The organism is Falsiphaeobacter marinintestinus, from assembly GCF_007923355.1.
Lineage (GTDB): Bacteria > Pseudomonadota > Alphaproteobacteria > Rhodobacterales > Rhodobacteraceae > Phaeobacter_A > Phaeobacter_A marinintestinus.
The window spans coordinates 383758-409424 of the sequence record NZ_VOGO01000004.1 but is presented as its reverse complement, the minus strand read 5'-3'; the positions used below and the strand labels follow the sequence as shown (position 1 = coordinate 409424).

Annotated in this window: 22 protein-coding genes; 14 read left to right on the top strand and 8 right to left on the bottom strand. The window is 57.0% G+C overall.

Features of this window, described 5'->3' with window-relative positions; genetic code table 11:
* Positions 1-560: 560 nt before the first annotated feature.
* Positions 561-1226, top strand: a complete 666-nt coding sequence (locus tag FOY56_RS11695; protein WP_146346017.1) for a hypothetical protein — start codon at positions 561-563, stop codon at positions 1224-1226.
* 56 nt (positions 1227-1282) lie between these two features.
* On the opposite strand, the gene FOY56_RS11690 is transcribed toward FOY56_RS11695, so the two are convergent.
* Positions 1283-2218, bottom strand: a complete 936-nt coding sequence (locus FOY56_RS11690; protein ID WP_146346016.1) for a glutathione S-transferase family protein — start codon at positions 2216-2218, stop codon at positions 1283-1285.
* 301 nt (positions 2219-2519) lie between these two features.
* Between FOY56_RS11690 and FOY56_RS11685 the strand changes: the two genes are divergently transcribed.
* A complete protein-coding gene (locus tag FOY56_RS11685; RefSeq protein WP_146346015.1) occupies positions 2520-4439 on the top strand; it encodes a DUF3604 domain-containing protein in 1920 nt (639 codons plus the stop codon).
* A gap of 291 nt (positions 4440-4730) precedes the next feature.
* Here FOY56_RS11685 and FOY56_RS11680 read toward each other — a convergent pair whose 3' ends face one another.
* A complete protein-coding gene (locus tag FOY56_RS11680; protein ID WP_146346014.1) occupies positions 4731-5294 on the bottom strand; it encodes a GNAT family N-acetyltransferase in 564 nt (187 codons plus the stop codon).
* A 169-nt stretch (positions 5295-5463) separates the two neighbouring features.
* Between FOY56_RS11680 and FOY56_RS11675 the strand changes: the two genes are divergently transcribed.
* Positions 5464-5949: a HugZ family pyridoxamine 5'-phosphate oxidase gene (locus FOY56_RS11675; RefSeq protein ID WP_146346013.1), complete on the top strand. Its 486-nt coding sequence runs from the start codon at positions 5464-5466 to the stop codon at positions 5947-5949.
* Here the strand turns inward: FOY56_RS11675 and FOY56_RS11670 are convergent, their stop codons facing one another.
* The 4 genes from FOY56_RS11670 to FOY56_RS11655 all read right to left on the bottom strand — a co-directional run bounded on the left by FOY56_RS11670 (position 5950) and on the right by FOY56_RS11655 (position 11405).
* Positions 5950-8235: a glycosyl hydrolase family 28-related protein gene (locus tag FOY56_RS11670; protein ID WP_146346012.1), complete on the bottom strand. Its 2286-nt coding sequence runs from the start codon at positions 8233-8235 to the stop codon at positions 5950-5952. It abuts the gene before it with no gap.
* A 137-nt stretch (positions 8236-8372) separates the two neighbouring features.
* Positions 8373-8774 carry a DUF4864 domain-containing protein gene (locus tag FOY56_RS11665; protein ID WP_146346011.1) on the bottom strand — a complete coding sequence of 134 codons (402 nt, stop codon included), beginning with the start codon at positions 8772-8774 and terminating at the stop codon, positions 8373-8375.
* Between the two features lie 58 nt (positions 8775-8832).
* Positions 8833-9558: a DUF4336 domain-containing protein gene (locus FOY56_RS11660; protein WP_146346010.1), complete on the bottom strand. Its 726-nt coding sequence runs from the start codon at positions 9556-9558 to the stop codon at positions 8833-8835.
* A gap of 278 nt (positions 9559-9836) precedes the next feature.
* Positions 9837-11405, bottom strand: a complete 1569-nt coding sequence (locus FOY56_RS11655; RefSeq protein ID WP_146346009.1) for a lysine--tRNA ligase — start codon at positions 11403-11405, stop codon at positions 9837-9839.
* Between the two features lie 176 nt (positions 11406-11581).
* Here FOY56_RS11655 and FOY56_RS11650 point away from each other — a divergent pair, with 176 nt between their 5' ends.
* The 3 genes from FOY56_RS11650 to FOY56_RS11640 all read left to right on the top strand — a co-directional run bounded on the left by FOY56_RS11650 (position 11582) and on the right by FOY56_RS11640 (position 14095).
* On the top strand, positions 11582-11950 hold the full coding sequence (locus FOY56_RS11650) for a tellurite resistance TerB family protein (protein ID WP_425468363.1): 369 nt from the start codon (positions 11582-11584) through the stop codon (positions 11948-11950).
* 81 nt (positions 11951-12031) lie between these two features.
* Complete coding sequence (locus tag FOY56_RS11645; RefSeq protein ID WP_146346007.1) at positions 12032-12415, top strand: L,D-transpeptidase; 384 nt, start codon at positions 12032-12034, stop codon at positions 12413-12415.
* A gap of 300 nt (positions 12416-12715) precedes the next feature.
* A complete protein-coding gene (locus tag FOY56_RS11640) occupies positions 12716-14095 on the top strand; it encodes a peroxidase family protein (RefSeq protein WP_186766317.1) in 1380 nt (459 codons plus the stop codon).
* A gap of 174 nt (positions 14096-14269) precedes the next feature.
* Here FOY56_RS11640 and dacB read toward each other — a convergent pair whose 3' ends face one another.
* A complete protein-coding gene (dacB, locus tag FOY56_RS11635; protein WP_425468361.1) occupies positions 14270-15766 on the bottom strand; it encodes a D-alanyl-D-alanine carboxypeptidase/D-alanyl-D-alanine endopeptidase in 1497 nt (498 codons plus the stop codon).
* Positions 15767-15866: 100 nt separating this feature from the next.
* A complete protein-coding gene (locus tag FOY56_RS11630; protein ID WP_246139469.1) occupies positions 15867-16466 on the bottom strand; it encodes a nicotinate-nucleotide adenylyltransferase in 600 nt (199 codons plus the stop codon).
* 100 nt (positions 16467-16566) lie between these two features.
* On the opposite strand from FOY56_RS11630, the gene FOY56_RS11625 reads away from it, so the two are divergent.
* The 8 genes from FOY56_RS11625 to FOY56_RS11590 all read left to right on the top strand — a co-directional run bounded on the left by FOY56_RS11625 (position 16567) and on the right by FOY56_RS11590 (position 25621).
* Positions 16567-17040: a GNAT family N-acetyltransferase gene (locus tag FOY56_RS11625; RefSeq protein WP_146346004.1), complete on the top strand. Its 474-nt coding sequence runs from the start codon at positions 16567-16569 to the stop codon at positions 17038-17040.
* Positions 17041-17220: 180 nt separating this feature from the next.
* The gene (locus FOY56_RS11620) at positions 17221-18096 is read left to right on the top strand and encodes a class I SAM-dependent methyltransferase (protein WP_146346003.1); all 876 of its coding nucleotides are present in this window, start codon (positions 17221-17223) and stop codon (positions 18094-18096) included.
* A gap of 267 nt (positions 18097-18363) precedes the next feature.
* The gene (gene ettA, locus FOY56_RS11615; protein ID WP_146346002.1) at positions 18364-20019 is read left to right on the top strand and encodes an energy-dependent translational throttle protein EttA; all 1656 of its coding nucleotides are present in this window, start codon (positions 18364-18366) and stop codon (positions 20017-20019) included.
* A 343-nt stretch (positions 20020-20362) separates the two neighbouring features.
* Entirely contained in the window at positions 20363-21766 is a 1404-nt protein-coding gene (locus FOY56_RS11610; RefSeq protein ID WP_146346001.1) for a calcium-binding protein, read from the top strand.
* A 239-nt stretch (positions 21767-22005) separates the two neighbouring features.
* Entirely contained in the window at positions 22006-22899 is an 894-nt protein-coding gene (locus FOY56_RS11605; protein ID WP_246139468.1) for a DMT family transporter, read from the top strand.
* A 670-nt stretch (positions 22900-23569) separates the two neighbouring features.
* Complete coding sequence (locus tag FOY56_RS11600) at positions 23570-23791, top strand: hypothetical protein (protein ID WP_146346000.1); 222 nt, start codon at positions 23570-23572, stop codon at positions 23789-23791.
* A 247-nt stretch (positions 23792-24038) separates the two neighbouring features.
* Positions 24039-25145 (top strand): D-alanyl-D-alanine-carboxypeptidase/endopeptidase AmpH, encoded by a 1107-nt coding sequence (gene ampH, locus FOY56_RS11595; protein WP_146345999.1) that lies wholly within the window; start codon positions 24039-24041, stop codon positions 25143-25145.
* Positions 25146-25399: 254 nt separating this feature from the next.
* A complete protein-coding gene (locus tag FOY56_RS11590) occupies positions 25400-25621 on the top strand; it encodes a hypothetical protein (protein WP_146345998.1) in 222 nt (73 codons plus the stop codon).
* Positions 25622-25667 lie beyond the last annotated feature (46 nt).

The following is a 25667-nucleotide window of genomic DNA, read 5'->3' as shown; positions in this document are numbered from 1 at the left end:
CGACTTTATCTTCTGACCCTACCCGACCGCGTTTTGCCGGTGCAGGGCCGTTGCGGTGTGAAACAACGCAGCGGCCAATACGGAATTGCGCGCCCCCAACTATTCGACATCAGTCCCGGTCGGCAAAGGTACTGACAGATCGCCGGACAGCGTCCGGTTAAACAGCATCTGTGCTTGACTGAACTCAGTTACCAAAACTCAATCCACAGAGTCGTCAGATACCGAAAACCCTCGATCGACATTTGGAAATGCGCTTTTGGGGATATTCGAAAATTGCCTTCAAAAGACCTTCTCGGCCAAGTCACTTGACTGCAATTGGCCCTGATCGCCCCTTTTCCAGGCCAAATTTGATACGCTTCATGACTTAGATTGATGTTAATCAACTTAATTCACCTTAGCCATCTTACTCCACGCGTTCCGATCCTATCAATCCCGGGAAATAGGAAATGGCTGACATCGGCTGCAAAACCTCCATGGACTGCGATAAAAAGCTCTGTTCAACGCCCCTCCTAACCACCTGTTAACCAAGTCATACGACCGTTGTGGGCGGAGGATGTGTCATGCGCATGACCCTGACGGCCCTTGTGATCTGGTTGTGCGGTGCCTCCCTTGTGGCGGCCGGGGCCTGGTTGCGCGACGAGGACAGCCTGTTCACAGCTATCACCTCGACCCTAAGGATGAGCGGTGAAGAATTGCTGAACGAAACCGCGATCTATGCCGAATACGGCCTGTTCCCGCGCGCCACCATCGGGTTCGATTACAATCACCTGATCGGCTATTCCGGCCACGCGCTGGCCTTCCTGCGCCTACCCGTCGGCCCGCAGGATCGCGACCTGAAGATGGCGATCGAAACTGCGGCAGGCGGGCATCATTGGCAGGGAGAATGGAACCCGATGCTCAAGGCGACCCTGTCACTTGGGCGCGGTCTGAAAACCAGATGGGGCCATGGTTGGCTTTCGCTGGATGCTGCGGTTGAACAGCGCTTTGGCACGCCCAAACCGCTGTTCAAACTGGACGCGACCCTTGGGTTGCCCAACTTCGGACGGGTCGGTCCGATGTTTCAGATCGAAACCGCCAAAGCCAGCGGATTGCCCCTGCTCTGGACGCTGACTCCAAGCGTTCGCTACGACATGAAGAAACTCGGTACGCTGGTCATCGGCTTTGAACGCAAACATGGCCCGATCAACACCAGCGGCGTTAAATTCGGCCTCTGGAAACAGTTCTAGACAGGCCGCCAAAACCCGGCGCACGGCGGCGCGTCCCAATGCACGCAAACGGCCAGCTAGCCGATCACGGCAACGCGATATCCGATCCGCGGGAAATGGACGTTGATGTTGCCCACATCGGCGTCCGTTCTTGCGATCACCACGCGCTCGCTGGTTGCGGCAACCAACGTTCCTTCCACGGGCTGTTCGCCGCCGTCCAGATCGGGTGACACAATGACGTCCATACCCGCCACCAGCCCCTGCGGATCGTTCGGATCCTCATGGTGGACGACAATAGGCTCCACGACCGAAGCCCGCGCAATTGCCTCTTCCGGCGAGAGGTCCGACATCTGTCCATGCCCGATTTTCGCAACATTCGCTTCCCAAGCCTCAAGCTTTGGAAATTCTGACAGAAACGTCGGGCCTTGATTCCAGCGCCCGCGTAGAAACCAGATCAGATGATAGAACTGCGCATCAATCGCCGCAGGCTCGGCCCCCAGCAGGAATGTCCGGCCATCTGCAAGCTGCGTGTTCAGCCACGTCATTGGCCCCCGCATTTGCGCGGCCAGATGCGGCAGGTTTTCATTTGCCGCCTTCAGTCCCGCAGCCCAATCCGCGCCCAGGTACAACCGCCCGCGATCCTCGGCAAAATCCTCGGGCAAATCAGACCCGGCGGACCCCAGAACGATTTTGACGGTCAGATCGAAAAGCGCCCCATCCGTCCAGCGGCTCAGGCTCCAGATCAAACCGGCGTCCGATGTCGGGAAAAACGTCGGAGACGGAAACCGCCGCTCCAGTTCCTGCAGAATGCATTGTGTATCGCAATAGATGTCGGCCCCGATTTGCATGACCGGCGTCCGACGGTATCCGCCCGTCAGCTTGGTCAGCATGGGCTTGGGAGGCAGGCGCGGGATCTCGACAGACGACCACGACACCCCTTTGATCCCAAGCGCAATCCGCGCTTTTTCCGCGACAGGAGACTGCGGATAGTTATGCAAAATGACGTCAGACATCAGAGCCTCGGATTGGAAAAACTAAGGCATTTACCCAGCTCTGAGCCCTCACTGCAAGGTCCGTCTGGCGAATGATCCGAAGAATACCACAGCTGTCATGTTAGCCCGTTCAGGGTGGAAAGGCACCCTGCAATCCGTCCAAATCGATTACCTGCTGTGCCGACAGGCCGAGCCTTCGCATTGACCCGTTAAACCGACACGAATCGCCAAAATAGCGTCTGTCAATTGACCCGAGGGACAATGCGAAACGAGATACATTGCTCTAGGCTTCAGGGCGACACAATTGGGATGGAGACCGTAAATGAAACACTATTTATCTGGCTCGGCCTTGGCTTTGTTGATGGTTTCGCAAGCTGCGATCGCCCAGACGGCATTGAATCCTGACAAGGAAGACATCCCCGCGAAACCGAAAATCTATTCACCATACGCCGAACGCGCCGAGCACATGCCAAGCTTTGCCGAAGGTGTATTTTGGGGCGATACCCATCTGCATACGCGGTATTCGTCAGACAGCGGCATGATTGGCAACCTTCTTGGGCCTGATGATGCCTATGCATTTGCCAAGGGCCAGCAGGTCACAAGCTCAACCGGGCAGCCGACCAAACTGATCCGCCCGCTCGATTTCCTTGTTGTTTCGGATCATGCCGAAGCGCTTGGGCTTGCGCCTTATATCGCCGAAGCCAACCCTGACCTGCTGGCCACCGAAAACGGAAAGCGCTGGTACGACATGGTGAATTCAGGTGATGGGTACGAGGCGTTCCGGGAATGGGGAAGTTACCTGTTCACCGGCGATCCGATCAAAAGCCGAAAAATGCAGATCAACGTTTGGGAGCGGCAACTCGATGCCGCAGAACGCCACAACGATCCGGGGACTTTCACGGCCCTGATCGGATACGAATGGACATCGCTTAATACCGAAGAAAGCCCCTCGAACCTGCACCGGGTCGTCGTGTTCAAAGACGATGCAGACAAGGCAAAGCGGATCGTTCCGTTTTCCGCCTACGACAGCCAGGATCCCGAAGATCTCTGGGCGTGGATGCAAGCCTATGAGGACGATACTGGTGGGTCCGTGCTGGCCATCCCGCACAATGGGAACCTGTCGAATGGCCTGATGTTTGCCACCGAGCGTCTGAATGGCCAGCCGCTGACCAAGGAATATGCCGAAACAAGGATGCGGTGGGAACCGATCTACGAAGTCACCCAGATCAAGGGCGACGGCGAAACCCACCCGGTGCTGTCCACCACGGACGAATTTGCAGACTATGGAACATGGGACAAAGGCGACATCGCCGGTGTGAAGCCCAAGACACCCGAGATGCTGCCGCACGAGTACGCCCGTTCGGCTTTGCAAATCGGATTGCAGCAGGACGCGGAACTGGGTGCCAACCCGTTCAAATTCGGCATGATCGGGTCAACCGACGCGCACACGTCGCTCGCCTCGTCCCGGGAAGAGAACTATTGGGGCAAATTTGCCGGAACCGAACCGATGCCCGACCGTTGGGAACACTATGTCATCAAAGCGTTCTCGGGCGACGACAGCTTGTCCACATTTGCCTACGAGGAACTCGCCTCAGGTCTTGCCGGTGTCTGGGCCCGAGAAAACACGCGCGAGGCATTGTTTGATGCGATGATGCGCAAAGAGACCTATGCCACCACCGGCACGCGCATCTCGGTGCGCTTCTTCGGCGGCTGGGATTACGGCAAGGATGATGTCTTCCGTCCCGACGCGGTCGAGATCGGATATCAACGCGGTGTCCCGATGGGGGGCGATCTGCCAGCACGGGGGGATGCTGCGGCACCGGTCTTCATGGTCGGAGCGCTCAAAGATACATGGTCAGGCAATCTTGATCGCATCCAGATCGTCAAAGGCTGGGTCGATGCCAACGGCGACCGGCAGGAACGTATTTACGATGTCGCCTGTGCGGACCGCGCCGTTACAGACGACGGGCGCTGCGATGGTCCCATTGGGAACACCGTTGATGAGGCGAATGCAACCTACCTGAACAACATCGGCGACGCTGAAATGCGTGTGGTCTGGACCGACCCGGATTTCGACCCAGCCCTCAGGGCTGTCTACTATGCACGTGTTCTCGAGATCCCCACCCCCACCTGGCAAGCCTATGATCAGGAGTTTTTCCAGATGGAGATGGCGGGTGACATACCGCTTAGCCACCAAGAACGCGCGTATACCTCACCCATTTGGTACACGCCTGAGGGTTAACATCAGGTGTCTCGCGGATATCATTCCCAGATTTCCGCGAGATTCCAATCTGTCAGCCTGGTCCAACACAGCAGGTCGGGGTGTCTCGTGCATCGTTTCTCTGCCACCCGCCCGAAGTCCCAAATGTTGCAGTTGACCTCGAGGTCTTGATTGGGTTCAGTTTGGCGTCTGGATCCAAGTGTCGTAGAACAGGGCTGCGCCGCGCGCCCCAATGAATGCCACGGTTTTCATGCTGGATGTTTCAGGGCAAAACGGCGCCCAGCATCCTGTTGAAACCGCATGCCAACAACCCTATCCGCAAGCTGCCAATGAGATTTGGTATTGTAGTGTTTCGTGCCCACCCAGGGCTTTATCGGCTGTATAGGCTTTCATCAGAACACCGCCCGCTTTTTCAATAACACGTACCGATGCAGGGTTTTCCGGGCTTGTCGTGACCTCAACATACCTCAGGCCAAAGGCTTTCGCCTCTGGAAGTATGGCCACCAATGCGGCGGTCGCCAGCCCTTCGCCTTGCCTCCACGGCACAACAGCATAGCCGATGTGCCCCGAACACGTGGGCGGCAACTCTTCCGTCCCCGGTTTCCACCTCAGGCTTATATGGCCGCAAAACTCACTATCCCATATCCACCGCCGAATACTGGGCAATCGCGCCACTTTAGACCCGTCCGGCAGCGTTATCGGCCCTGCTTTGGCCGTCGGATCGTCCAGGTTTGAGACAAATGTGGCCGCGTCATCCGAGATTTTTGAAAGCTGTTCCTGTGTTGCCTGCTGTCTCAGATTGTCCGGCGACCACCCCCTTTTCAAAGCGGCAGCGTACGCCGGAATATGATCAAGGGTTGGCTTGAGCAATTTCATTGCCACGTTTCCAAAACAGTTTCAGGGTGTGGCAGACTTTCGGTGATCGCGCAGCATTTGACAATTCGTGTTCAATGCAAACATCCTGGTTTCCAATTCGTATTGCAGCTCTCCCACGCCGGTCTGCGACAGGCATTCATCGCAACCACCTATATCCAAGGCCCCAGACATGACCGACCCAATCCGCCCCACTGACGATGACGCGCGCCAAATGGCGCGTGATCTGCTGGCGCAAGCGCGTCATGCCGCCCTTGCCGTGGTACTGCCGGATGGATCCCCCATGGTAACCCGCGTCGCCTTTGGCCTTGGTCCGGACGGTCACCCTCTGACGCTGGTGTCAGACCTGTCGGCCCATACCACCGCCCTGAAAGCCAACCCAAACGGCGCGCTTCTGATCGGTGAACCGGGCGAACGCGGTGATCCGCTGACCCATCCCCGGTTAACCCTTATGGCGCAGGCCCGGTTCCTGCGCAAAGGCGACACCGGGTATGACAAAACGGCCGCGCATTACCTGCGCGACCATCCCAAATCCAAGCTCTATATCGGGTTCGCCGACTTCTCGTTTGCCGTGTTCAGCACCCGTCAGGGGCATCTGAACGGCGGCTTCGGCAAGGCCTTTGTGCTGACGCCAAAAGACATGGCCCTGCCGACCTGATCACAAGTCGATCCGCATCACCACCGACACGTCGCCCTTGACCGCCTTGGGCCAGACCAGCTTGACCTGATCGTTGTCCGATCCCTGCCCCACGCGCACCTGCGGCATGCCGTGTTCCCGGTCGCCCGAACCGTCCACGACCTCGTCATAGGCCACAACAGAATCGACCCGGCGTACAAAGGCCCCAAACGGCAGCTTGTCATCGGAATCGATGGTCCAGACCTGCGACGTCGACCCCTGATTATGCTTGACCCGCAACGGGTTCGTCGGCTGGACCGAAACATTGTGATAGGTGTTCGCTTCGAACGTCACGTTCTTGGATTTCGCAAAATCCAGCCCGGCAAAGCTGGTGTCGACACGGTCAGCCCGCTCAATCGACCCGTTGATGCAGCGGAACTTGTTTCCGGTCACGGTGACCCCGTTCAGATAATGGCCAACCCCGTATGGCTTGATCACGACAAAGGCAAACCAGTTTGCCACCGACCCGGCGAGAAAGATGTTATCGGTGATGCTGAGCGCGCTGAACGAAAACCCGTTGCTATGATCAGGGGTCGGATCGTGCTCGTTGGTCCACTCGATCAAGCAATTGTCGACATAGTTCCCGGAAATCGTCGAACTGGAATGCGATCCCGACAGAACGACCCCTGCCGAACGAACCCCGCTCACGTCGTCATCGCCCTGAAACAGGTGGTTACCGATGATCATGGTGTTGCTGCCTTGAAACAGCGCACAATGCAGGAACCGGGTCGACCTGTTATGGCGAAACTTCACGTCATTTGCGTTGGCATTCACTGCAATCGACGTCCGCGTTGCGACGCTTTCGCTGTCCTCGGATGACAGGAACTGACACTGGTCGATCAGCATGCCCTGACAGCCGCCACCAATTGACGTCACCCCGCGATCCTTCGGCCGGCTGATAAAGCAATCGCGAATGTTAAAGGTCGACCCGCTCGGTGACAGCCGGATCGCGCTGCATTCGCCTTCGCACTGCAGCTCGACGTCCGAAAGCCCGAACTTGCTGAACGACTCGAACCCACTGAAATCCAACATGTATTTGAACGACCGGAACGTGAAGGTCTGGGTGCCGGCCGCATCATACAGCGGCGCGCTCAGGGTGATTTCCTGAGCCCCGGCGTTCACCGACCGCACATAGACTTCACGCCCGACCCCGTTGCCCTCGACCAGGCAACCGACAGGGATATTGGCGGCGTTGCTGACATTGCTCAGCTTGCGTGAATCCGACGTAGAATAGGTCGCCTGCGAGGTGAAGACATCCGTGTCCCATGCCGAACTTTCGCTGGCCTCAAGTTGCCCATTCCGGATGACCCGCCGTGTCGCATAGCTGGTCTTGTTGGGCACCGCAGCCTGCATATCAATCGGCCCGGTCACCTTGATCTTGCGACCGCCCAGATCAAGACTGTCGTGGTCAGCATTGTTCAGCAATGCTTGAAACGCCTTGCGAAACGCCAGTTCTTCGCTTCCGAAGGCTGCGATATAGCTCGGAAGGCCGAAATCCTTTAGCAACAGCAGCATCTTGTCCGTCGGCATCTCGATGGTGCCTTCAAAGTCGACCTCGGCATTCAGCGTGACGGTTTCGCCCAGAAAATACTCGCCCTCAGGCACCAGGATCCGGCGCCCGCCGGCCGCCTCATCGGCCGCTTCAAAGGCTGCGGAATCATCCGTCACGCCATCGCCGACAGCCCCGAAGTCACGCACATCGACCACCCCAAGCATGTCGCGCAGAAAAACGTTCGACACATCCACGATCTCGACATCGTCAATCCGCACCACGCCGCCACTGGCCCCGATCAGGTCCAGCCCGAAATGGCCATAGACAGGGGCGGTGCCCCACACCATATCGACGCCGCCGCGCGTGCCTGACCCGACAATGGCCGTCACCTCGACCACTTCGCCATAGCTTGTCAGCGCCACCGACGGGCCGGTCTCGTCCAGATCCGACACATGGTTTTCATTACTATCGCCCGCCCAGGCCGCGATGCGCACCGACGGCAGGCTGCCACTGATCGCCTTGATCTTCACGCGCACCTGCAGGTAACAGCCCGGGACGATCGGCGTCTGCCCCGTATACCTCAGCTTTTGCGTCGAATTCACTTTCTGCAGTTCCAGACAGCCGCCGAAATCCTGATCCGCCGGAACGAACACCGCGTTTGTTGCGGTGTCATAAGTATCCGACCCTGACGTGCCGTTCCCGCTCGACCAGACGTTCAGACCGTCCTCGAAAGCAGTCGGCATGAACACCACGCCATCTGTGATTGCCTTGTTCATTCTGGTCCCTTTCCCAAATCAGCCCGCCAACCAATCGGGCGCGCGTCTCAACTTGGCACCGGGTCAGGCCCGGATGCGGGAAAGGGAGTAGCCTTTTGGCGTTAACCTTGGCTCACACCACCGTCACGGTGAGGTGATCAAGCGTTAACATCTGGCGGGGCGATGTACTGGACACCGTTGATTTTCCATCCGTTTTCGGTTTCGATCATCTGATAATCCAGCAGGTGCGCGGCGCCCGCAGTATCCCGGATCAGAATCCGCTGCCACAGCGCCCCGCCGATGTCGCGCAGCTCAAGATACTGCACCTCAGCCGGGCGCCAGACCATCGGATAGCCCTCGCGCACCATCCGCCCGAAATTCTCAGGTGTTCCGAAAATTCCTTGTATCGAAGGGCTGGCAAAGGTGAACGCGGTTTCGAAATCATCGACCAGAAACGCCTCGATCTGGCCCCCGATGGTGGTTTCGATTTCGCGTGATTGGGCAAAGCTGCCTACCGTCAGCGCGCACCAAAATGCCGCTGCTATCAGAATGATCCGCATCAAAACCTCCGCCGTTGCCTGACCAAACAGCTAGGCCGGCCACAGCGGACGTCAAAACCTAAAGTACAAACCGAAACGCCCGGCGCAATTCTTCCACTGCGTTGTCCTGGTACCAGCGCCCATGAGACACGATCACCTGCTCGGGGCCCCAGCCGATCATCGTTTCGACGGCTTCGCGCAGTTGATCCCGGTTCTTGCGGAACGTCATCCGCATGTCGCGCGGCATTTTACCGTCCGGATCCGCGATCCCCACCAAACGGAAAACAGGCCGCAGATACCAGCGCACTTTCCTGGGTTCGAAATTCTCGATCAGGTCGGTCAATATCAGCGTCTTCGAGGCTGTATGAAAGAACACCGCCTCGCGGTGCACGGTACTGCCTTCGACGATCATCTGGTCGATCTGGCCCAGCCACGGCAGGTTCGGCCCCGCCCATAATTCCTGATCAAACGTGATCGACCGGCCTTGCGACTCTGCCCGCTCGACAACGCCCGGCGCGGCCCAGGCCCGCGCTTTGGGATACGCGGCCTGCCATTCCGGGATCGAGGCATAGTGGATCCAGTTCGGCGCAACCAGATGGTCAACCGACCCCAGCGCGTCGATTTCCGCCCTCAACGTATTCGTCAACAAGGTCGGCGAATGCACCCAAAGCCCGCCACTGCGCAACCGCACCACGGTACACCGCGTTGGAAACGGCAATCCATAAAACCGGATCTCGGGCCCGTCGATGATCCAGATGTCCTCGCCCACCGGTTTCAGGGTGTTCAGCGGTTCATATCCGGTCATGGGAAACACTCCGTATTAATTAATCAAATAGCCGTTTCTTCAAGGTAAACACGTCTTTATTACAAATGCTTCGTTTCTCTGGCAATCAATTCCTTTAACCGGCATCCGACGACCCCAAGACAAAAGACCGTTTCGTAAAGGCCCGTCAATTAGACCCCGGCCCAACGTGACAAAACGGACGCATCCCCCCATTGGCAATCAACACGACAGCCGACAGACACCCAAGTCTATCCAACGCGCCCTGTCAGCCTGCCTAAACCGACAAGACTGCCAAACTGTTAACTGAATTCACCCGCCAGCGCCTTGTCGATCAAAGCAACCGTTTCATCGACACCATACAGCGCGATAAACCCGCCAAAGCGGGGTCCCTGACTTGCGCCCAGCAGAACCTCGTACAGCGCCTTGAACCAGCCCCGCAGCGGATCAAACCGATCCCGGCCCACGGCGTAAACCTCAGATTGCAGCGCTTCGTCATCGACCGGGCCATCCCAGGCTTTCAGGCGATCGCGCAGATCTTCCAGCGCCTCGCGCTCCAGATCGGTGGGCGCACGGAACACCTTTGTTGGCTTCACAAAATCGTTGTAATAGCGCACCGCATATCCGGCCGCATCGTCCAGATCCTTATGCGTTTCAGGCGTCGCATCCGGCGCATAGCGACGGATAAAGCCCCACAAGGTTTCCTTGTCCTCGGCCCCGGCCACAGACGCCAGGTTCAGCAGCATCGAATAGGACACCACCATCGTCGACTCAGGCACGTTACCGCCATGGATATGCCAGACCGGATTGGCAACCTTCTGCTTGGCATCCTGTCCCGGATAGGCCTTCAGCTGCTGATGATATTCATCCATCGCCCGCGGGATCACGTCGAAATACATCCGCTTTGCCGTTTTCGGCTTTTGATACATGAAATACCCAAGCGACTCGGTCGACGCATAGGTCAGCCATTCGTCAATCGACAGGCCATTGCCTTTCGATTTCGAAATTTTCTCACCATTCTGATCCAGAAACAACTCATAGGTGAAATGTTCGGGCTTTTTACCACCCAGAATTTCGCAAATCCGGTCGTAAATCGGCGTATTGGTCGAATGGTCTTTGCCATACATTTCGAAATCGACATCCAGCGCCGCCCAGCGCGCGCCGAAATCGGGTTTCCACTGCAATTTCACATTTCCGCCGGTGACCGGCAGCGTCCACTCGCGCCCATCCTCGTCGTCAAAGGTGATCGTGTGATCCTGTGCGTTCACCTCTTTCATCGGCACGTACAACACGCGACCGGTTTCAGGGTGGATCGGCAGGAAAATCGAATAGGTCTGCCGCCGCTCTTCCCTCAGCGACTTCAGCATCACCTTCATCACGTCGTCATAGCGTTCGCAGGCGCGTTTCAGCACCTCGTCAAACTGTCCGGTCCTGTAGAATTCGGTGGCCGAGTAAAACTCGTACTCAAACCCGAACGTATCCAGAAACCGTCGCAGCATGGCGTTGTTGTGATCCCCAAAACTGTCGAACTCGCCAAACGGATCGGGCACCGAGGTCAGCGGCTTTTGCAGGTGATCGTGCAATTCTTTGTTGTTCGGAACGTTTTCCGGCACTTTGCGCATGCCATCCAGATCGTCCGAAAAACAGATCAGACGGGTCGGGATATCGCTGATCGCCTCAAACGCGTTGCGCACCATCGTGGTCCGCGCGACTTCGCCAAAGGTGCCGATATGCGGCAGACCCGACGGGCCATAACCGGTTTCGAACAGGACAGTATCCTTGCCGGTTTTCTCCAGCCGTTTGACCAGCTTGCGCGCCTCTTCGAAAGGCCAGGCTTTTGATTCAAGGGCAGCTTCACGCAGGTCCGACATGTTTCACTCCGGAGGAAAAGGTTGCACATCCCGCGCAACGTTGCGCCGCTACCTATTGTGCTGGGGGAATGACGTCAATATTCTGCACTGCGACAAGGTATTTATTGAATAGGATCTGCCCGGTGACCGAATCCAACACAAACGTGCTCAGCCCACAGGATTGCCTCGTCGCTCTGATGATCGCAGTTTCCGCCTCCGATGATACCATCCGCACCGCCGAACTGGTCAAGATCCAGTCGGCCGTGAACATGCTGCCGGTCTTTGCCGACTATCAGGACGAGCGCACCAAACGCATGGCCCAGATCGTGTTCGACCTGTTCGATCAGGAAGACGGGCTAGACGCCCTGTTTGGTCTGATCCGCAACAACCTGCCCGAACGGCTGTTTGAAACCGCCTATGCGCTGGCCTGCGACGTCGCCGCCGCCGATGGATCACTCGCCGACACCGAGCTGCGCCTGCTCGAAGAAATCCGCTACGAGCTTGACATCGACCGCCTGCACGCCGCCGCCATCGAACGCGGCGCCCGCGCCCGGCATCTGACCTGATCCGCAATGCAAAATCCGCCAGCCAACCCAGTGATGCCCCGCCTTTACGCCCGGGTGCTTGCTGGGTTGGTGGCCCTTTTGATGACCACGATCCCTGGCTGGGCCGACCAGCTCAGGGTGTATATCGACAAATCCGAACAGATGATGTCGGTAAGTCTGGATGACGAGCTGCTCTATCGCTGGCCAGTCTCGACCGCCCGCCCCGGCAAAGTGACCCCAAACGGTGTGTTCACGCCCCAGTCGATGAAGCGCATGCATTACTCGACGCTCTACAACAACGCGCCGATGCCGTTTTCGATCTTCTTCTCCGGCAATTACGCCATCCACGGCACGACCCAGATCAAAAAACTAGGCTGCGTCGCCTCCGCCGGCTGCATCCGCCTGCACCCCGACAACGCCGAGATCCTGTTCAACATGACGCTTGAGGCCGGCATGCCCAACACCCGGATTATTATCCGGGATTAACGCATTTTTCCAAATATCTAGCGTTATTAATACCTTCTCAGGAATACGGCCCAGAGCGAAACACTTCGGTCGGAAGAGAGAACGCGTCACTCGCGCCACGGTTGATTTTCACTAAATAGTAAGCTAGTGTCCCCAACGTTTAATACGGTTTCTTTTTGAAAAACTCATTTGACTATTTATTGGAGGAGTTCAGCTATGGCTGGAATGCACCATGGACTTACACGGCTAGACCAACTTGTTAAAACATGTTTGCAAGGGGCGGGTCCCGCAAAACCATTTGCACAAACCCTTGGGCGCCTAATGCCGCCTAACCCTGTATATATCAAGAAAATCACACACACCGATGTCATCAATGCGCTACACGACCTGTCCGAGACTATGCGCGCCACCGATAACAAAGCCGGTCCCGCCGATGCAGGCATGACGTTTTTCGGCCAGTTCGTTGATCACGACATTACCCTCGACGCGACTTCTGCACTTGGCACCCGAATAGATCCGGCAACCATCCCGAACGTCAGGACACCCAGCCTGGATCTGGACTGTGTCTATGGCGCTGGACCCGAGGCCACTCCGGTTCTCTACGGCAAAGATGAGCAAGAACATTTCCTTGTCTTCGGGCGCCATGCAAACCCTCTCGACCTTGCGCGCACCTGTGCGGGCAAGGCTTTGATCGGCGACCCCCGTAACGACGAAAACGTGATTGTCGCGCAAATCCAAGGGCTCTTTATTCAACTTCACAACATCCTGATGAGCATGGCCCTGGAAGGAGGTGTCGCAGCTGACGACATCAAAACCTGCGCTCAGGACGGAATTGCAAAAAAGGTCTGGCACGATCACGTCAACCCGGCGCTGACCAATTTCGAAGAGGTTCGGCGTTTTATCAGGCTGCACTATCAATGGATCGTCTGGAACGAACTCTTGCCTGCATTTGTTGATCAAACCTGCCTGGACAGCGCCATTAATGGTGATCTTTTTGACTGGGATGCGCCGGTCATGCCGGTAGAATTCTCGGGGGCGTGCTATCGTTTCGGACATGCAACAGTGCAGTTTGAGTACAAGCTTCAATCGGATCAAGAGGCCAAAGGCCTGTTTGCAACGGTCGGCTTTGCACCCCGCCCCAAGGACGCAAACATCGATATGGGTTTGTTCTTTGAAATGACCGGTGGGTTGCAGGCGCAAAAAGCCCGCCCTGTCGGCCTTGGTCTCGGCTCAGCGTTGCTGGATTTGCCGTTTGTGCACAACCCGATCGAACTTGCGGACATCGAAGTAACGCTGACCCTGGCTCAATCTCGAAACCTTGCGCTCCGCAATATGGTGCGCGACCGGTACACCTATCAATTGGCCAGCGGGCAGCAGGCCGCCGCATTGTTCGGCACTGCGCTCGTGGACGTACCAGAACCGCTTGCCGCATTGGGCTTCAAGAAAACACCGCTTTGGTACTATGCTCTGCAAGAGGCCGAGGAGCACGGCAATGGCAAGCTGACCGGCGCAGGCGGGAACATCGTTGCAGGCGTCTTCGCCAATCTGTTGAAGCGCGATCCAACCACCTATGTGCATATTCCTCACTTCCAAACCTGGTCTGGCTTTGGTGGGCAGTCGTCCTGCATCGCGGGCATTGCGGCCTTTGTCGAAGACCACAGGGACATGATTGCTTCACCCGAAAAACTGATGTGTGGATGAATCTGAATTGAATAAGGGCGGGGTGTATTACCTCGCCCAACATTTCTTTTAGTTCGAAGAACAGTTGGCAGCCACTTTTTGCGCTGCTTTCGGCTTTTTCGTCAGCGCCAGCTAGTCCTTGTCTTTGTCTTTGTCAGAGACCAAGGGTAATCGACTGCACCATGCTCTGAAGATTCAACTCCCATAAAGCGATCCCCAGCGCTCGATCAGCTTCTGCTGCAGTTTCTTGGCCTGGCGGTTCCAATGGGCTCCGCCCTGCGGCCGCTCGCGATCGGCTTTCTTGATCCGTGCCCGGCGGCCCTCATCCGCTGCGAAGATGGCAAAGGCCAGCTCGGTCCCGTCGGCCGCCGTCATATAGCCGCCCAGCCCGGACACAAAGTTCAGCGTGCCGGTTTTGGCATCCACCTTGATCGGGTGCGCCTTGTTCACCCGCCCTTGTGAATCCCGCATCAGAAACGGTTTCAGCAGGTGGCGCAGGTTCTCTTCCTGACGCACCTTGACCAACGCGCCCACCAGATCAGAGGGCGGCATCCGCGACGCGCTGCCAAGCCCCGAATGATCGACCAGCTTCGTGTTCATCATCCCCAGCGCCATGGCCGCCCAACGCGACATCTCGGCCGCGGACTCGCGCAGCGATCCGGGCCGGTGCCCGCGCGCGACCGAGGCCGCCATCCCAACCGTTTCCGCCGTCAGGTTGTTGGAATACTTCAGCATCGCCTTCAGGATATCGTCCAACCGGCCACTGTCATGCGACGCAATCGTGCGCGCCCCCGGCGGCAACCTGTGGATCACCTTGGCCTGTTTCAGAACAATCCCGTTCGACCGCGCCAGCGTGCGAAACACATCGCCCGCATACAGCGCAGGCTTGCGCACCGGCAAGGTCCGCACCCCGCCCTTGCCCAATGCCGAACTGGCAACCGACCACTGATCCACACCGTTCTGATCCGAATAGGCGTAAACCGGCAAATTCCGCCGCACGATCCGCATCTTCGCCATACTGACCGCAGGGCGATACTTGGCCGTGCGCCCATCCATTGTGGCGACATAGCCATTGGCGGTCAGTTTCCACTCAAAATGCACCCGGTTGAAGTTCAGGCCAATCCCCGACACAGCCGGGCTATAGGCCAGATGATCGGGCTGGTCGGTGTCGATGGTCTTCACATAGGGCAGCATCCCGTCATACACCTCGAACGCCCCCCGCACCTCGCGCACACCGGCGGCCTTCAACGCAGCCGCCAGCCCGGCCAGCGCATCGGTATCCAGGGTCGGGTCTGCCCCGCCCGCCAAAATCAGATCGCCGTTCAGAACCCCATTCGCAATGGCCCCGCGCGTCAACAAACGGGTCCGAAACCGATGCCCCGGCCCCATGGCATCCAACGCGTACAAAGCGGTCAGAGCCTTGGCGACACTGGCAGGCGGCATACCGGTTTCACCGTTCACGGCCTCAAGCTGCAGGCCGGACGTCACATCTGCTACCGCACAGGCGACCTCTCCCGGCAGTCCGAACCGGGCGATCAGCCCATCGGCCCCGCCCCCGGCCCGGCGCGCAAAATCCGCACCGCGCAATTGCGGGCGCAACGACGCAACCGGCGCATTTGCCAGGGCCGCACTGTTCAAAGCGGTCGCAGCCACCCCTCCCAGAAACAATCGACGTGTGAACATGCTTTTCATGGTTCAGAAGAGTCTCAGATATTTGCGGCAATCAATCGAGCAGAAATGGGAGATTTAACGGAAAATTGAGGCAAAATGCGGCGGTTGATGCGCCGAGGCCTCATTTAGCCCAGCCGCCCCGCGCCCGGATCTTGGTGGAACTCAGGTTACTCATCGGGACATTGACAAAACACCAGGCCGGCGCCTCGGCCCGCGCCAACAGATGGCTCGCAACCCCGTCCAGCCGATGCTGCTGAAACAACCGCGCTGCCGGTGACATCCGCGCCGATATCCGGTCACCGGGCCGCGCGATCACGCCAATTGGCACCGCCTGCACGATATCGCGCCAATCCTGCCACAGATGAAACTGCGCCAGGTTATCCGCCCCCATCAACCACACGAACCGCACACCGGGATAGCGCTTGCGCAGGGCGGCAATCGTATCCGCCGTGGCGACCGTCCCAAGACGCGCCTCGATATCGGTGACCGTCACTTTCGGATGCTGCATGACGTCCTGAGCGACCGCCATCCGGTCACCCATCGGCGCGGGGCCGTTTTCTTTCAGCGGGTTACCGGGGCTCACCAGCCACCACACCCGGTCCAGCCCGAAGCGTTTCAACGCCTCGCGCGTGATGTGAACATGCCCGTCATGCGCCGGATCAAACGATCCGCCCAACAGGCCAATGCTTTGACCCGCGCGTGCAAATGGCCGATTTTCCACCGATGTCCCCAACTCGCCCCTCTTGGCGGTTGTCGCCACAGCAGCCCGAACTGTCAACGCCTGCCTTGCAGCCGCGCCCTGCCCCGCTAAAGTCTGTCCCATGACAGCGAAACCAGACATCTCCCTGCACATCGTCGACCCGCAAGACGCCGACGCCCTCTATTGCCTGACCGAATATTATGCCGAACTTGGCCGCCGCTTCAAAACCGGCTTCGACGTCTCGCTCAGCCGCGACCCCGACGCCGACGCCCTGCGCCCCCCGGTCGGCGCCTTCCTTATCGCCAAGTTCAACGATACCCCCATCGGCTGCGCAGGCCTCAAAGGCGACGGTGGCGCAATCGCCGAAGTCAAACGCGTCTGGGTCGCCCCCACCGCCCGCGGGCTTGGCCTTGGCCGCCAGATGATGACACGTATCGAGGCTCAGGCCCGAACCCTCAACATCACCACCCTGCGGCTGGACACCAACACCGCCCTGCCCGAAGCAATTACGATGTACAAATCCTTCGGCTGGACCGAAATCCCCCGATACAACGACGACCCTTATGCGCAGGTGTTTTTCGAGAAACGCCTGTAAAGCGCGAGACGCGCCAGACCCGGTATTCGTCGCCAAGCCGATCCCGTCACGCGAATTGGGCGCGCAGGGTTCCGCCCGCACCCACGTGGCCTGTTGTCGCATTCGGGGGCCGTTGACGTTGTGCACACCAAGCGCTGTTCGTAATTTCAACGCGTGCGCATCAAACCGGAGGCCAACGCAATGAGCACGGAAAGCCTGAAACCGTTATCCGATTTCGCCCAGAACACGTACTCTCAAACCGGCGAAGACGGGATTCTGGCCGAATGCCTGTCGCGCATATCCAAGACGACGGAACTTGATAAATGGTGTGTCGAATTCGGTGCATGGGACGGCGTCCACTTGTCCAATACCTGCCGACTGATCCGCGAAGATGGCTATTCCGCCGTTCTGGTTGAAGGCAACGAACAGCGGTTCAGGGAACAACAGCAGAACTTGCCCGAAGACCGCGTGTTAAAGTTCCTGCGGTGGGTGTCGCTGTCGGGCGAAGGGCGGTTGGAAACCATTTTGGCGGAAACCCCGATCCCGCATGATTTTGATTTCCTGTCGATCGACATTGACGGCTGCGACTGGCACATCTGGAACTCGATCGAAGCCTACCGCCCAAAGGTCGTCTGCATTGAATTCAACCCCACGATTCCCAATTGCCTGCCGTACGTGCAGCCCGCCGACTTTGAGGTCAAACACGGCAACGGCCCCCGTGCCCTGTGCGACCTTGCCGGCAAGAAAGGCTATGTTCTGGCCACGGTCACCGGGGCAAACCTGATTTTCGTCGAAGCCTCTCTGGCAGACGCGGTGCTTGGCTCGGCACGCCCTACGCTTGACGAACTGCGCCCCGAAGAAGGCTACGTGAGTTACGTCTTTGCGGGCTACAACGGCGAGGTCGTGTCGACCGGTCCGGTCAACCTTTTCTGGCATCACCTAAAACTGGGCCCGAACCGGATGCGGGTGCTGCCCAAAAGCCTCTGCACCTATCCCGACGACTACACCCCGTGGCAGCGGATACGCTACAAACTCCGACGTGAACTCTGGCGTGCGCGCTACGGCAAAAGCGGCTAGGCGTCGCAAATCCACCCGTCACGGGGTATCCCATCACGCCAGCCCTGCGCGGTCTGTACCGCTGGCCAATCGACGGAACAGGTACAGAATGGGAACACATCCTTCCCGGCAATCTATCTTGATCCGAAGGGGTGCAAATTTTCCTACACCTTGCTGTCCAAACGTGGCGACACACCCAGGTCAATCGACGTGTGCACCAACAAACCGTGATTGCAGCGCCGCCCTCAACCGGCTAAATCGCTTGCTAGTCGAGGTGAAGGAAAAATCATGGCAGCCTATCAGTACGTCTATCACATGTCCGGAGTCTCCAAGACCTATCCCGGCGGCAAGAAATGTTTCGAGAACATCCATCTCAACTTCCTTCCCGGTGTGAAGATCGGTGTGGTCGGCGTCAACGGCGCCGGTAAATCGACCCTGATGAAGATCATGGCGGGCCTTGATACCGATTACACCGGCGAGGCCTGGGCCGCCGAAGGCGCCAAGGTCGGCTATCTCCCGCAGGAACCGCAGCTCGACGAAAGCCTTAACGTGCGGGACAACGTCATGCTGGGCGTCGCCGCGAAAAAGGCGATCCTCGACAAGTACAACGAACTGGCGATGAACTATTCCGAAGAAACCGCCGACGAAATGGCCGCCCTTCAGGACCAGATCGACGCCGAAAACCTCTGGGATCTCGACAGCCAGGTCGACGTCAGCATGGAGGCCCTGCGCTGCCCCCCCGATGACGCCGAAATCGCCAGCCTCTCGGGCGGTGAAAAACGCCGCGTTGCGCTGTGCAAATTGCTGCTCGAAGCGCCCGACATGCTGCTGCTCGACGAACCGACCAACCACCTCGACGCCGAAACCATCGCCTGGCTGCAACAGCACCTGATCGACTACAAGGGCACCATCCTGATCGTCACCCACGACCGCTATTTCCTCGACGATATCACCAGCTGGATCCTCGAACTCGACCGCGGCCGCGGCATCCCCTACGAAGGCAACTATTCCGCCTGGCTCGAACAAAAAGCCAAGCGCCTCCAGCAAGAGGCCCGCGAAGACAAGGCCAAGCAAAAGACGCTGGAACGCGAACTCGAATGGATGCGCCAGGGCCAAAAGGCCCGTCAGGCCAAGTCCAAGGCCCGGATCGCCGCCTATAACGAAATGGCGGGCCAGTCCGAGCGTGACAAGGTCGGACGCGCCCAGATCGTCATCCCCAACGGCCCGCGTCTGGGCTCCAAGGTGATCGAAGTCACCAACATCGCCAAGCATTACGGCGACAAGCAACTGATCGAAGACCTGTCCTTTGACCTGCCCCCCGGCGGCATCGTCGGCGTCATCGGTCCCAACGGGGCCGGTAAATCGACGCTGTTCAAGATGCTCACCGGTCAGGAACAACCCGATTCAGGCACCATTGAATTTGGCGACACGGTCAAACTCTCCTATGTCGACCAGTCCCGCGACGACCTGCTGCCCAACGAAACCGTGTGGGAGGCCATCTCGGGCGGCGCCGAACTCATCGAACTGGGTGACGCCCAGGTCAACTCCCGCGCCTATTGCTCGTCCTTCAACTTCAAGGGCGGCGATCAGCAGAAGAAAGTCTCCCTGCTTTCGGGCGGCGAACGCAACCGCGTCCACATGGCCCGCCTGCTGAAAGAAGGCGGCAACGTCCTGCTGCTTGACGAACCGACCAACGACCTTGACGTCGAAACCCTGCGCGCCCTGGAAGACGCCATCGCCGACTTCGCCGGCTGCGCCGTGGTCATCTCGCACGACCGGTTCTTCCTCGACCGCCTGTGTACCCACATCCTCGCCTTCGAAGGCGACGCCCACGTGGAATGGTTCGAAGGCAACTTCGCAGATTACGAAGAAGACAAGAAACGTAGACTGGGGGCCGACGCGCTGGAGCCGAAACGCTTGAAGCACAAGAAGTTTGTGAGGTGAGACGATCGTAACTATTGCATGTATCGCACAAGAAATAGTCGAAAAATTACACAGCTGCTGGTGCTGCTTGAAATGAGCCAACATGTAACGAGTGCAACTAATTGAAAGAAATACCTAAAGCGACCCAAAACCAGATATGCAAGAAAATGCACCACCACTCTCCTGATCAGCTCATAGACGTCAATTTCTGTACAGAAATCATGAAACTGCCACTCGAACTCTACTGCAAACAAAACCCTGCTTAGGGAAACGCACTACAGCAATCATCTTTGAATTTTACATGCTATGCCATGCTGGATCAGCGTGTATAGTAAAGGCGTGAATCAGCTTAGAGGATTGCAGGATGACATCTTTCAACACCACTGGGAAATTCAAGAACGAATCTACTTTCATCGCCGAGACGGCGGCAATTTTTTCAACGTTCGTAACGTACGCAGAAGGTGCATCTGCAATTTTTGACTCGATCAACAAGGGAATAGAAACGGCGAAGTCTTTGTTTGACATCATCGATGATCTTTTCTCCGGAGATACAGATCCACGAGCTTGGGCAACTATTTCCATCGGAGCCAACGGATTTTTCATGGATCCCGTCGTAAGGCAGTTGGATGGTGGGAAAGTAATAGAAACTGAAGAACATGCCGCGCAAGTTGTTTCCACACTGAACGATATTATTTCGGGTGTCGGTATGGACCTTAACTCAATTAACTTCAGGGATAATATTGAATTTTTTCACGTTGCTCACTTTGAGGATAACTATTTTTTGATTACTGACTACTTAGTACTACCGTCAGGAGTTCAAGACGGAATTTTCACGAACCTTCAGAACTCAGGTGTCGCGTATGGCACCAAGGAGTATTCAGATTCCTTTTTCGGGAAGATGCTCATCAAAATCCTTCAACAAGTTGACTTCTCTGCGGCTGGATTGACTGACGTTGAAGTGGCGTACATCGCAACCAATTTGCAGTATGCGCTTGGATCAGCGAACCCTGTGGAGGCATTAAAGGGCGTTATGTCCTACAGTGAAGAACTGGGGCTAGAGATATATCCTAATACAACATTTGGAACTGCAGCCAGTGATACATTGAGTGGGGACAGTAAGTTTTTTGCCTCCGGTGAGGGCGCGGATACTATAAACGCCAACTCAAGAGATAACATTATTGATGCAGGAGACGGGGATGATTTCATCTATGCCCAGTCAGGGAATGACCTTGTTCAAGGTGGAATAGGAAGTGATCGCATTTGGGGAGGTGCAGGTAACGATCTGATTTACGGATCCTCGATAGCCTTAAACGGACAAAGTGATGTAGTCGATGGGGACGACCGTATTTTCGGCGGAAGAGGCAATGATGAAATATATGGAAATCAGTCCAATGATATTATCTCGGGTGGCGTGGGAGACGACCTATTGTTTGGTGGGCGCGGGAATGACCGAGTTGTGGGCGGCCCCGGAAGCGACCAACTGTTTGGCAATGGCGGCTCCGATAGACTGATTGGAGGCTCTGGTGATGATGAATTCTACATAGATGTCGCAGTAAGCGACATGGATAGAGTTGCTGATCGTTCTGGGAACGATGTTCTTTTCCTGCAAGGCGGTGCGACCGTCGAAAATACACAGGTTCAACATGGTAGGCGGACTACTACAATTCTGGTTAACGGTGAAGCAGAGGTAGTGATAGTAAACAATGGAGCTTTTAACCCGGTTGTTGAACAAATTTCATTTGAATCTGGAGACTACATTCTACTCTAGAACATGCTAGACGGATCACTTTTGGCCGTTTTCATGTCAAAATACAGTGTGGCACCCTCTGTCGATACCGTAAAAGCCACTGGCTAAGAACACGGCAATCTCTTGACCACAGAGATCCCTGACCTGATCGGGGATCTCTTCATTCCCAAATGCAAAAAGCCAACCCCATTGCCTTCCCCACCATCCCGACTATCCTGCCCAAGTCGAAGGTTTTTCCCTTCTCATCAGGCAGATCCGCCATGGCCACCGCACATCCGACGTTTGATCGTCCGCAGAACAACCTGCGCGGCCTTCTTCTGATGCTGGCCGGGTTTTTTATGTTCTCGATGGCTGATCTGGCGGCCAAAATCCTCACCGCCGAATTTCACCCGATTCAGATCGTCTGGACCCGCCAGTTGGGGTTAACCACCGCCGTGATCATCCTGATTGCCTTGCGCGGCCCGTCCCTGTTGCGCAGCGTTGCGCCCAGGTTGCAGATCGCGCGGGGCCTTTGTGCCATCGTCTCAGCGTTGTTGTTTGTCTATGCGCTGCGCTATGTGCCGCTGGCCGATGCGGTCGCCGTGACTTTCGTGGCACCTTTCATGGTCACCATTCTCAGCGCCCTGATCCTGCGCGAATCGGTCGGCATCCGGCGCTGGTCGGCTGTTGTGATCGGTTTTATCGGCACGCTGATCGTCATCCGCCCCGGGATGGGGGTGTTCCACCCGGCCATCTTCCTTGTCGTTCTTGCCGCCTCGGCCTTTGCCGCGCGCCAGATCCTGTCGCGTTATCTGGGCAGCCGCGACCGCACCGAAACGACGCTGGCTTTTACCGCCGGCACGTCGATCCTGCTGCTGTTCCCGCCCCTGTTCTTCGTCTGGAAAACCCCGACAGACCTCTCCACCATCGGCCTCATGGCGCTGATGGCCGTACTGGCCGCCTGCGGAGAGTTCCTGATCATCAAGGCGCTTGAAATCGCCTTGGCCGTGGTCGTGACCCCCGCGCATTATTCACTGATCCTGTTCGGGTCATTCTGGGGCTTCATGGCCTTCGGCCACCTGCCCGACGGCTGGACCCTGATAGGTGCCGCGATCATCGTCGCCTCGGGCCTCTACATGATGATCCGCGAGGCGCGTCTGGCTGCTGCCAAGTAACGGCCCCGCGTTAACAACCAATTAAATTTGCGGGGGTTTGAGCCGGTTTGGTTTTGTACAAAACGGGCAATGCCCCCCTTCAGGGCTGTACAAAACGGACCAAACGCAGGGTATTTACCTTCCGCGACGGTTGCGCATATGCAACCCGAGGGTGCGGAAGAAACGGGTAAAACTGAACTTCATACATTTCCAAAACTCGCGCATCGTTTTTATGTCATCCGACGCGGGTGACCTCCCTGGTGGCAGGCTGGCGGATGCACATCCGTGCAATCCAACCGCAGAGCGTAAAGCCTGCTGATTACAGTTACATCGTTGATTTTGAACAGTTTTTACTCACCTCACCCTCGGCTTTTCCGGACCAGAATGGTCTTTCGCCTGACATCGTGTCTGGCAACACATCGGCATCGCCTTCGTTCGGCGTGGGGTGGAAAATCCAAGAAACATGGGGGCAATCTTCTGGGTCATGGCAAGGGTCTCCCTGTTCAAAATTATCGTTTGATCCCCTACCCTTGCGCATAGAAACGGTTTCATCTGTGAACTCTGTCACACAATCGAAACAAATCCTGATTTTGCGTAAAAACGGCGAAATTGGCCAAATTCATGCCCTAATCTCGCCCCAATCGCCTGCTTTTCTGCCCACAATCAGAACAGTCGGACAGACGGACATCACATGGCCCTTATTCTTATCGCTTTCGGCAGTTTCATCGGCTTCGGCGTCGCGTTGGTACAATGCCTTGTGATGGAAGCCAGCGCCTTAGAAGGCCTAACTACGTATTTCGCGTTCGGGTTCGGCCTGCCGATCACAGTCGGACTGGCAAAGTGGAGCCAGATCAAGTTGCGCCACTTGTTCCAGACTTCACCTCTTCTTGGGGTTCAGCGGGCGGACAGCTGACAGGCTTTCGCCACTTTGGTTACATTCCGCAGTTCCTTTCAGCGTCGGTGGAATCACCCTGACCGTCCCGCCCGACAATCGAGTCCGTCGCACCAGAACGGCGCGCACCGCATTGACCCGGGTGAGTGATCACCCGCCGCCACGATCACCAGACATCGTGGCGGCGTAGGAAATCCTTTACCATCGGTCGGTATCGTGATTCGATGCCTCCTGAATACCGCCACACTCATTTACAAAGGCTTGCTTCATGAAACTGACCGCTCTGATCACAGCTTTTTCCGTCCTCGCCGCTCCCGCTGTTTCCGAGGATTTGTTGCTTAAGGATGCGCTTGCATTCAGCGGGCAGATTTTTCACATCGACACGGGCGTTCCCGGTCTGGTCATCGCAGCAGTCCGCAATGGCGAAACTGCGGTCTATGGGTTTGGCGAAACCGAAAAGGGCAACGGACAGGCGCCGGATGCGGATACGGTCATCGGGGTTGGATCGATCACCAAAACCTTCACGGGCCTCACGTTGGCAAATCTGGTCCAGGACGGAACGGCCTCGCTCACGGATCTGGCCGGCCCTTTCATTGATATCATCGAAAAAATGCCCGAACAGGATGGCCATCAGATCCGATTGATTGACCTTGCGACTCATTCTGCCGGAACACCGCGTGAGCTTGCGGCGTTTGACGGGATCGAACGTTACAGCGACGAGTCATTTGTCGCCAACGTCAACGGTGCCCCTTTGCTGTTTTCTCCAGGGACTGGTGTTCTTTACTCCAATGTCGGGTTTGATCTTCTAGCCATGGCGCTCGCCGGGGCGGCCGGAAAATCATATGATGCGCTTTTGCAAGAACAGGTTCTTGACCCCATCAAATTAACTGCGACCAGCTATGCCCGCCCCACCGGAAACAACGTGATGACTGGGTATGACTGGAATGGAAACAAGATGGACCCCGGCCCGGCGATCCCGAACAGGCAAGGCGCGTCACAGCTGCATACCACTGCGAACGACATGCTGGAGTATCTAAAGTGGAACCTTGATCGCTTTGCAGACCCGGATAGTGAGGCACGTAACATCAGCCACGCGGCCTGGTTGATCCGAGACGGGCTGAACCCTGTGTATGGCTTGGACGAATCCGGCCAGATGGATGCAATGGGCCTTGGTTGGGTCATCATGATGCCCGACGGGGATCGCCCCTTGATTCTGCAAAAGGCCGGGGGAACCAACGGTGTTTTCAGCTATGTTGCGTTTGCACCCAACCGAGATGTCGGGGTCTTTATGTCGATTAATCAATTCAATTTTGCAGCGGGAATTGAAATGGCCGAGCTCGTCAACGACCTGATCATGACTCTGGCCCCGCGCTAACGCGCCATCAGACGCGGTTTCCGCCCAAAAACAACGGCCCGATCCTATTGAGACCGCTGTGACAAGGTGTGTTGCTCGGCATTTTCCCGCTTAGGTTGATTTATTTTCAAAAATTTCTCGCTCATCTTATATTTTGAAGTTATCATTAGTTGAGGGATTCGATTCCCCACTCACCTTTAGGTTGCCCACACCCCACCTCATTCGATTGTTTCGCCCTTCTCACCAGTTTCGACTTACATCAGGACCGTTGCCGCATGGCACTTATCCTTATCATCGTCGGCAGTTTCATCGGTTTAGTAGTAGCTTTACTGAAGTGCACCGTCATGGATGCAAGTCTGACCGACGGCCTGATCAGCTATTTCGCCTTTGCTTTGGGGCTGCCGGTCACCGTCGGACTGGCCAAGTGGATCCAAGGCAAACTGCGCGGTGTCTTCCACTCCGCGCCGGTTCTGCGAATCAAACAAACAGACAACTGACAGGCTTTTCCTGAGCGGGCAGGCTTGCTCCTGCTCAATCCTGGGC

Bases quoted from the DNA above. Each gene is read 5' to 3' on its own strand.
- FOY56_RS11660 (WP_146346010.1), bottom strand. From the start codon at position 9,558: ATGACCGGATATGAACCGCTGAACACCCTGAAACCGGTGGGCGAGGAC.
- FOY56_RS11650 (WP_425468363.1), top strand. From the start codon at position 11,582: ATGATCGCAGTTTCCGCCTCCGATGATACCATCCGCACCGCCGAACTG.
- FOY56_RS11625 (WP_146346004.1), top strand. From the start codon at position 16,567: ATGACAGCGAAACCAGACATCTCCCTGCACATCGTCGACCCGCAAGAC.
- FOY56_RS11645 (WP_146346007.1), top strand. From the start codon at position 12,032: ATGACCACGATCCCTGGCTGGGCCGACCAGCTCAGGGTGTATATCGAC.
- FOY56_RS11605 (WP_246139468.1), top strand. From the start codon at position 22,006: ATGGCCACCGCACATCCGACGTTTGATCGTCCGCAGAACAACCTGCGC.
- FOY56_RS11640 (WP_186766317.1), top strand. From the start codon at position 12,716: ATGCCGCCTAACCCTGTATATATCAAGAAAATCACACACACCGATGTC.
- ettA (WP_146346002.1), top strand. From the start codon at position 18,364: ATGGCAGCCTATCAGTACGTCTATCACATGTCCGGAGTCTCCAAGACC.
- FOY56_RS11690 (WP_146346016.1), bottom strand. From the start codon at position 2,218: ATGTCTGACGTCATTTTGCATAACTATCCGCAGTCTCCTGTCGCGGAA.
- FOY56_RS11610 (WP_146346001.1), top strand. From the start codon at position 20,363: ATGACATCTTTCAACACCACTGGGAAATTCAAGAACGAATCTACTTTC.
- FOY56_RS11590 (WP_146345998.1), top strand. From the start codon at position 25,400: ATGGCACTTATCCTTATCATCGTCGGCAGTTTCATCGGTTTAGTAGTA.
- FOY56_RS11675 (WP_146346013.1), top strand. From the start codon at position 5,464: ATGACCGACCCAATCCGCCCCACTGACGATGACGCGCGCCAAATGGCG.
- FOY56_RS11685 (WP_146346015.1), top strand. From the start codon at position 2,520: ATGAAACACTATTTATCTGGCTCGGCCTTGGCTTTGTTGATGGTTTCG.
- FOY56_RS11665 (WP_146346011.1), bottom strand. From the start codon at position 8,774: ATGCGGATCATTCTGATAGCAGCGGCATTTTGGTGCGCGCTGACGGTA.
- FOY56_RS11600 (WP_146346000.1), top strand. From the start codon at position 23,570: ATGGCCCTTATTCTTATCGCTTTCGGCAGTTTCATCGGCTTCGGCGTC.
- FOY56_RS11655 (WP_146346009.1), bottom strand. From the start codon at position 11,405: ATGTCGGACCTGCGTGAAGCTGCCCTTGAATCAAAAGCCTGGCCTTTC.
- FOY56_RS11670 (WP_146346012.1), bottom strand. From the start codon at position 8,235: ATGAACAAGGCAATCACAGATGGCGTGGTGTTCATGCCGACTGCTTTC.
- FOY56_RS11620 (WP_146346003.1), top strand. From the start codon at position 17,221: ATGAGCACGGAAAGCCTGAAACCGTTATCCGATTTCGCCCAGAACACG.
- dacB (WP_425468361.1), bottom strand. From the start codon at position 15,766: ATGAAAAGCATGTTCACACGTCGATTGTTTCTGGGAGGGGTGGCTGCG.
- ampH (WP_146345999.1), top strand. From the start codon at position 24,039: ATGAAACTGACCGCTCTGATCACAGCTTTTTCCGTCCTCGCCGCTCCC.
- FOY56_RS11695 (WP_146346017.1), top strand. From the start codon at position 561: ATGCGCATGACCCTGACGGCCCTTGTGATCTGGTTGTGCGGTGCCTCC.
- FOY56_RS11680 (WP_146346014.1), bottom strand. From the start codon at position 5,294: ATGAAATTGCTCAAGCCAACCCTTGATCATATTCCGGCGTACGCTGCC.